At 71.8% G+C, this 4,918-nt stretch carries 4 protein-coding genes; 2 read left to right on the top strand and 2 right to left on the bottom strand.

What is annotated here, in order from left to right; all coding sequences use genetic code 11:
- Positions 1-152: 152 nt before the first annotated feature.
- Positions 153-914 carry a dienelactone hydrolase family protein gene (locus QH283_RS04000; RefSeq protein WP_280501664.1) on the bottom strand — a complete coding sequence of 254 codons (762 nt, stop codon included), beginning with the start codon at positions 912-914 and terminating at the stop codon, positions 153-155.
- Between the two features lie 210 nt (positions 915-1,124).
- On the opposite strand from QH283_RS04000, the gene QH283_RS03995 reads away from it, so the two are divergent.
- Complete coding sequence (locus tag QH283_RS03995; protein ID WP_280501663.1) at positions 1,125-2,090, top strand: GlxA family transcriptional regulator; 966 nt, start codon at positions 1,125-1,127, stop codon at positions 2,088-2,090.
- A gap of 39 nt (positions 2,091-2,129) precedes the next feature.
- Here QH283_RS03995 and QH283_RS03990 read toward each other — a convergent pair whose 3' ends face one another.
- Positions 2,130-2,642, bottom strand: coding sequence for an AbfB domain-containing protein (locus QH283_RS03990; RefSeq protein WP_280501662.1), 513 nt, complete (start codon positions 2,640-2,642; stop codon positions 2,130-2,132).
- 307 nt (positions 2,643-2,949) lie between these two features.
- On the opposite strand from QH283_RS03990, the gene QH283_RS03985 reads away from it, so the two are divergent.
- Positions 2,950-4,918 (top strand): toll/interleukin-1 receptor domain-containing protein (locus tag QH283_RS03985; protein ID WP_280501661.1); only part of this gene is annotated, 1,969 nt, incomplete at its 3' end.

The raw sequence follows: 4,918 nt of genomic DNA, 5'->3' as shown, positions 1-4,918 counted from the left end.
CCCCCCCCGCGGGCCCCCCCCCCCCCCCCGGGGGGGCCCCCCCCCCCCCGGGGGCCGGGCCCACCCCCGGGCCCCCCCGGGCGGGGGGCGAGGCGGTGTCACCGCGGTGCGGTCAGCCGGTCAGCCGGTCAGCCGGTCAGTCGGTCAGTCGGTCAGTCGGTCAGTCGGTCAACGAGGAAGGCGAGGATCTCGTCGCGGGCCGCGGCGGTCGGCTCGCCCGCCTCGTCGACCAGATGTGCGGTGACCACACTGTGCGGGCCGCCCACCACCTCCGAGAAGAACGGCGGGGGAGCGGGATTCGCCGATTCGGCGGGCAGCACGCGCGGTTCGAAGCGCGGTCCGAGTGCCGCGGCGTAGGCGGCGAAACGCTGCGCCGTGCAGAAACGGTCGCCCTCGAAGCGGTAGGCGCGCACCGTCAGATCCTCCCGGTCCAGCCGCTCCCGCACGGCCGTCAGCTCGCCGGGAGAGATCTCCAGCCCGCCCGGTTCGTCCAACGGCAGCGACGGCTGACACAGCACCGGGGCGAGCACGGCGGGTTCGAGCATCATGGTGAGCGCGAAATTGCCGGTGAAGCACATGCCCAGCGCGCCGACGCCGGGGCCGCCGCACTCGCGATGGGCCAGGGCGGCCAACGCGCGTAGCCAGACCGCGATCGGGCTCGACCTGCCCGCGCCGAAGGCGCGGAACTCCGCGCTGACGCAGGCGCGTTTCATGATCGTCCGGCCCGCCTCCGCGTCCGGGTAGGCGCCGTCGCGGCCGAACAGTGACGGCAGGTACACGGTGAGCCCGGCGTCGCGCACCCAGCGCGCGAAGCGGGCCACGTCGGGGCTGATGCCCGGCATCTCCGCCATGACGATCACCGCCGGTCCGCTGCCGCCGACGTAGACGGTGCGAGGCGTGCCGTCGAGCGTGATCGAGCGGCGGGCGAAGTCGGCGAGGTCGTCGTCGAGGGGATGGCGAGGTGCTGGATGCTGAGGATCTGGATGCTGAGGTCCGGGATGCTGTGGTTTTGGATGCTGTGGTTTTGGATGCTGAGGTTCTGATCGCTGCACATCCGAACCCTCTCGCGGCCGGCCCGGCCCAGCCAGTGGCCGGATCGCCACGTTCCGGTCTAATCTCGCCAGATGATCACCCACCTGGCGTTGGACGGTGTGCTCGAGGGCGCGCTCGGCCTCGGCGTGGACATCGTGGGCACGGCCGCCGGGATCGCGGGCACGGCCGACGGCGGGCGCTTGCACCAGCGTGTCGCCTCCCTCGACGGGCTGCCGGTGCGGTCCGGTGGCGGCAGGCCGGTCAGCGTGGACATCGCGATCGACACGGCGGAGTTCGGCCCCGGTGACGTCCTGGTGCTGCCTGGACCGTCGGCGACCGACGAGAAGAAAGTGCGGACACTGCTGGCCGCGCCGCGGACCACCGTGGCCGTCGAGGCCGTCCGGCGGGCGAGCGACGCCGGCGCGATCGTGGCCGCCTCCTGCTCGGCCGTCTTCGTCCTCGCGGCCTCCGGGGTGCTGGCGGAGCGGACTGCCACCACCACCTGGTGGCTCGCGCCGCTGCTGGCCCGGCGCTTCCCGGACACCACCGTGCTGGCCGACCGCATGGTGGTCGACAGCGGCCCGGTCGTGACCGCGGGCGCGGCCTTCGCCCACACCGACCTGATGCTGGCCCTCGTCGCCCGCCTCGGCGGCGGCGCCCTGGCCGAGCGGGTCGCGCACTACCTGGTGCTCGACGCCCGCATGTCCCAATCCCGCTACATGGTGCTCGAGCACCTCCGCGCCACCGACCCGGTGCTCGGCGCGGTGCGCGAACACGTGCGGGCCAATCTGCACCGGCAGGTCACGCTGGACGAGCTGGCCGCGGCCGCCGCCGTCTCGCCGCGCACCCTGACCCGCCGCGTCCGCGACCGCCTCGGCGTCTCACCGACCCAGTACGTCCATCGCCTCCGCGTCGGCCACGCGGTCACGCTGCTCACCACCACCCGCATGCCCGTCGACGCCGTCGCCACCGCCGTCGGCTACGCGGACCCGGCGGCCTTCCGGCGCGTCTACCGCAAACACACCGGCGAGACCCCGACCGCCACCCGCACCCGCTGAGCCGGCGCCGCCGAGAAGGCGGTGTCGTCCGGCCCGCGATCACATGTCGGCGGCGTTCAGCGGTGGAGTGACCATTCGGAATGTGGCGGCCTGGAATTCGTCCGGGAACTGCGGCCTGGCCAGTCGCGCGAACAGCTGGAAATTCACCTGCTGGATGAACAGGTCGGGAAAGCGCGCGGACCGGAACGAGACATGGTTCGGGTCGATCAGCCCCTTCTCGAGGACGAAGGTCGAATTCTTGCGGACCTCCTCCGCGACCTGTGGGTCGGTGATTCCGTCGGCGAACTTCCCGTGAATGCGATTGTCTTCGAATGTCGCGATCATGAGGACGAAGCCGAACGGGGCGCCGGCTCGGCGCAACTGGCCGCTCGCACCGAACCCGTCGGCGGGCGCGCCGTCGGGGCCGAGCACCAGCCCGGGGCCGGTCCACTCGAACGAGGCGTTCTCCCGGTCGGCCGGGGTCTCGATCGGGGCGATGTCGGCGAGCCCCTGCCGCTCGACGATGAAATGGTCCTGGAACTTGTTCGAGAACATCGAGATCTTCATACCCATCGCGGACTCCTTCTCCGTGCTGTTCGCCCTGCCCGCGAACAGCGTCTGCCTCGACTCTCACACCCACGCGGCGGCCGGGCCCGCGTAGCCGATTACGCCATTTCCGGTCAGGTCGGACAGCGGCCGGATCTCACCGCCGCCGCGGAATCGAGTACCGGATTACTCACGACGTGGTCCCGGCGGCGAGTCACGATCGGGATCACGGCGAATCGCCCGTGAGATCGTCGCCGCGGTTGCCGACCGCCGCGGGCGCCGACGACGGCAGGGGTTCGGGACCGGGAAGGACGAGACGGCGAGGCGACGGCAGATGAGGACCGGACAAGCGAGCACCGAACAAGCGAGCACCGGCGCGGCGATCACACCGGAGGCGCCACGACCGTCGAGCGCCTGCTACGAATACGACGCCTTCATCTCCTACGCGCACGCCGACCGGCCCATCGCGGCGGGCATCCAGAAGGGTCTGCACCGCATCGGCCGCCGCGTCGGCCGCCTGCACGCGCTGCGGGTCTTCCGCGACGCCACCGATCTGACCGCCAGTCCCGACCTGTGGGGCAGGGTCTCCGACGCGATGGACCGCGCCCGCTACCTGATCGTGGTGCTCTCACCGCACTCCGCGCGGTCCGGGTGGGTGAACAAGGAGGTCGGGCACTGGCTGCGGGAGCGAGGGCCCGATCGGCTGCTGTTCGTCCTCGCCGACGGTCACCTGACCTGGGACGAGACCGCCCGGCGTCTCGACCCCGGCCACTCCGATGTGGCGTTGCCCGTGCTCACCGAGCCGGGATCGCTGCCAACCGAACCGTTCTACGTCGACGTCACCGAGGACGCGCCCTGGGATCCGGCGGCGCCGCTGTTCCGGGAGAAGGTCACCGATCTCGCCGCCCCGATCCACGGCAAACCCAAATACGAGCTGGCGGGGGAGGATCTGCGCGAGCTCAGAAAGTTCCGCCGGTTCCGGCGCGGTGTGCTCGCGGGACTCGCGGTGCTGACCGTCGTCGCCGTCGCCGCGGCGTTCCTCGCGGTCGCCAAGCAACGGGAGGCCGAACGGCAGCGGAACGAGGCGATCGCGTTGCGGTTGGTGGCCGATGGGCAAGCCCTGCTCTCCGGTGCGCGGCCGGGGAGCGATGCGAGGGCGCTGAAGCAGATACTGGCCGCGCGCTCGATCGGATCGTCGCCGGACGACGGGGCTCTGCTCTGGGCTCTGCTGGCACAGCCGGAACTGCTGAAGATCGTTGAGGTGCCTGCCCCGGACATCGCGACGGCCATGTTGTCGCCGGACGGGCAACGTGTGGTCACGGGCGGGAAGGACGGCACTGTCCGGCTGTGGGACGCCGGGACCGGGCGTGCGATCGGTGATCCGATCGCGGCTCACGACGGCCTGGTGTCGGCCGAGTTCACCCGTGACGGGCAACGCATAGCCTCCGCGGGCTGGGATGATCGCACCGCTCGCGTGTGGGATGCCGTCGACGGAACGCCGATCGGCGTACCGATCCCGCTGCCCGCGGGCGACATGAAGATCGCGGAGGTCAGTCCCGACGGCCGCCGGATCGCCGTGGCCACGAGTGCGGAGCAGGTGGGCCGCACCGGTGCGGTGCGGGTGTGGGATGTGCAGACCGGAACACCTGTCGCGGCGTCCGCCATCCACGTCGACGGCTTCGTCCTGGACGTGGCGTTCGCCCCGGACGGGCAGCGGATAGCGGTCAGCGTCGGCGCGCCGCCCGAGGGCGAGGTTCGGATATGGGATGTGACGACCGGGGCGCCCGTCGGAGACCCGATGGGCGGCGGGGACGCGGGGATGACGATCACCGCGGCGTTCTCGCCCGATGGCAGGCGCGTCGCGGCGGGTGGCGAGGACGGTGCCGTGCGGATCTGGGACATCGAGACCTTCCAGGAGCTCGGCGCGCCCCTGACCGGACACGAGGGCGCCGTCGCGAGTGTGGCGTTCTCGCCCGACGGGCGGCGGCTCGTGACGGGCGGAGCCGACCGCACGGTGCGCGCGTGGGACATCGAGAGTCGTCGGCAGATCGGCGACCCCATGACCGGCCATCAGGGGTGGGTGGAGCATGTGGCGTTCACCGCCGACGGTGCCGGGATCGCCTCCGCGAGCGGTTCCGAAGGTGTCGTGCGGGTGTGGAACATCGACGTGGGAGCCGCGAACCACGACGGGGTCACGAGTGTCGCGTTCGCCCCGGACGTGCCCTACTTCGCCTCCGGCGGCACGGACGGCAGTCTGAAGATCTGGAGCGTCGACGGTGAGCGATACGGCGAACCGATGATCG

Source organism: Nocardia farcinica (genome assembly GCF_029867845.1).
GTDB classification, from domain to species: Bacteria; Actinomycetota; Actinomycetes; order Mycobacteriales; family Mycobacteriaceae; genus Nocardia; species Nocardia farcinica_A.
The sequence above is the reverse complement of the archived record's forward strand: the minus strand, read 5'-3'. Positions and strand labels throughout refer to the sequence as shown.